The sequence below is a fragment of the Streptomyces sp. NPDC007162 genome (assembly GCF_040634175.1).
In the GTDB taxonomy this organism is placed as follows: Bacteria; Actinomycetota; Actinomycetes; order Streptomycetales; family Streptomycetaceae; genus Streptomyces.
Genome location: NZ_JBEYFC010001066.1, coordinates 1 through 1,066, shown reverse-complemented (window position 1 = coordinate 1,066; position 1,066 = coordinate 1). Strand labels below are relative to the sequence as shown.

Genomic DNA, 1,066 nt, shown 5'->3' with positions numbered 1-1,066 from the left:
AGGGAACCGCGAGGGGCACCTCCAGGACCGGGAAACCGCGTTCCTCGGCCGCGGCGAGGAAGGCCTGCCGCAGCGGCGGGGTGCGCAGCTGGGTGCTGAGCACCAGCGCCGCGACGCCCGCGTCGTCGAGCCGCTCCAGGTAGCGCCGCTGGGCCTCGCCCGCGCGGGGCACGGCGAGGCCGACGGTCATGATCACCTCCGAGCCGTGCAGCCAGGGGGTCGGGTCCTCCAGCTCGCTGACGTGCGCCCAGGAGACCGTACGGCTGAGGCCGCCGCCGCCCGCGAGCAGGCGCATCTGCAGCGCCGGGAAGGAGAGGAGGTCGCCGACGGTGAGGACGGAACGCGGCGTGGCTTTGTGGTCGGACACAAGACAACTGTAGTTCTTGGTGCCGTCAACAATTGACCCTGTCCTCCGGCCGTCCGCAGACTGAGGCATCCCCCGCAGGCGGAATCACTCACTCCGCCCTGGGGTCCGCCCATCCGGCGGTGCATGCCCCACTCGACAGGAAGGTGCCCGATGACGACCCAGCCCCGTGGACCCGTGGATTCCTCCCGTGTCCCCCGCTACGCGGGACCGGCGACCTTCGCCCGGCTGCCGCGTCTCGACGAGGTGGAGCGGGCGGACATCGCCGTCATCGGAGTCCCCTTCGACACCGGTGTCTCCTACCGGCCCGGCGCCCGTTTCGCCCCGGCGGCGGTGCGCGAGGCGTCCCGGCTGCTGCGCCCGTACCACCCGGCACTCGACGTGTCGCCGTTCGCGGCGGCGCAGGTCGCCGACGGCGGTGACATCCCGGTGAACCCCTTCGACATCAACGAGGCGATCGAGACCGTCCAGGCCGAGGCCGGCCGGCTCCAGGCCGACGGGACGAAACTGGTCACCATCGGCGGCGACCACACCATCGCGCTGCCGCTGCTGCGCGCGGTCGCCGAGCGGCACGGACCGGTCGCGGTACTGCACTTCGACGCGCACCTCGACACCTGGGACACCTACTTCGGCGCCGAGTACACCCACGGCACCCCGTTCCGGCGCGCCGTCGAGGAGGGCATCGTCGACACCGAGGCGCTC

General features: G+C 72.5%; 2 protein-coding genes. One reads left to right on the top strand and one right to left on the bottom strand.

Translation table 11 applies throughout. The features are described 5' to 3' along the window. Positions 1-367 (bottom strand): PucR family transcriptional regulator ligand-binding domain-containing protein (locus ABZ646_RS47190; RefSeq protein WP_360534099.1); only part of this gene is annotated, 367 nt, incomplete at its 3' end. Positions 368-517: 150 nt separating this feature from the next. On the opposite strand from ABZ646_RS47190, the gene ABZ646_RS47185 reads away from it, so the two are divergent. Then, on the top strand, positions 518-1,066 hold a 549-nt coding region (locus ABZ646_RS47185; RefSeq protein WP_360534096.1), incomplete at its 3' end, for an arginase family protein.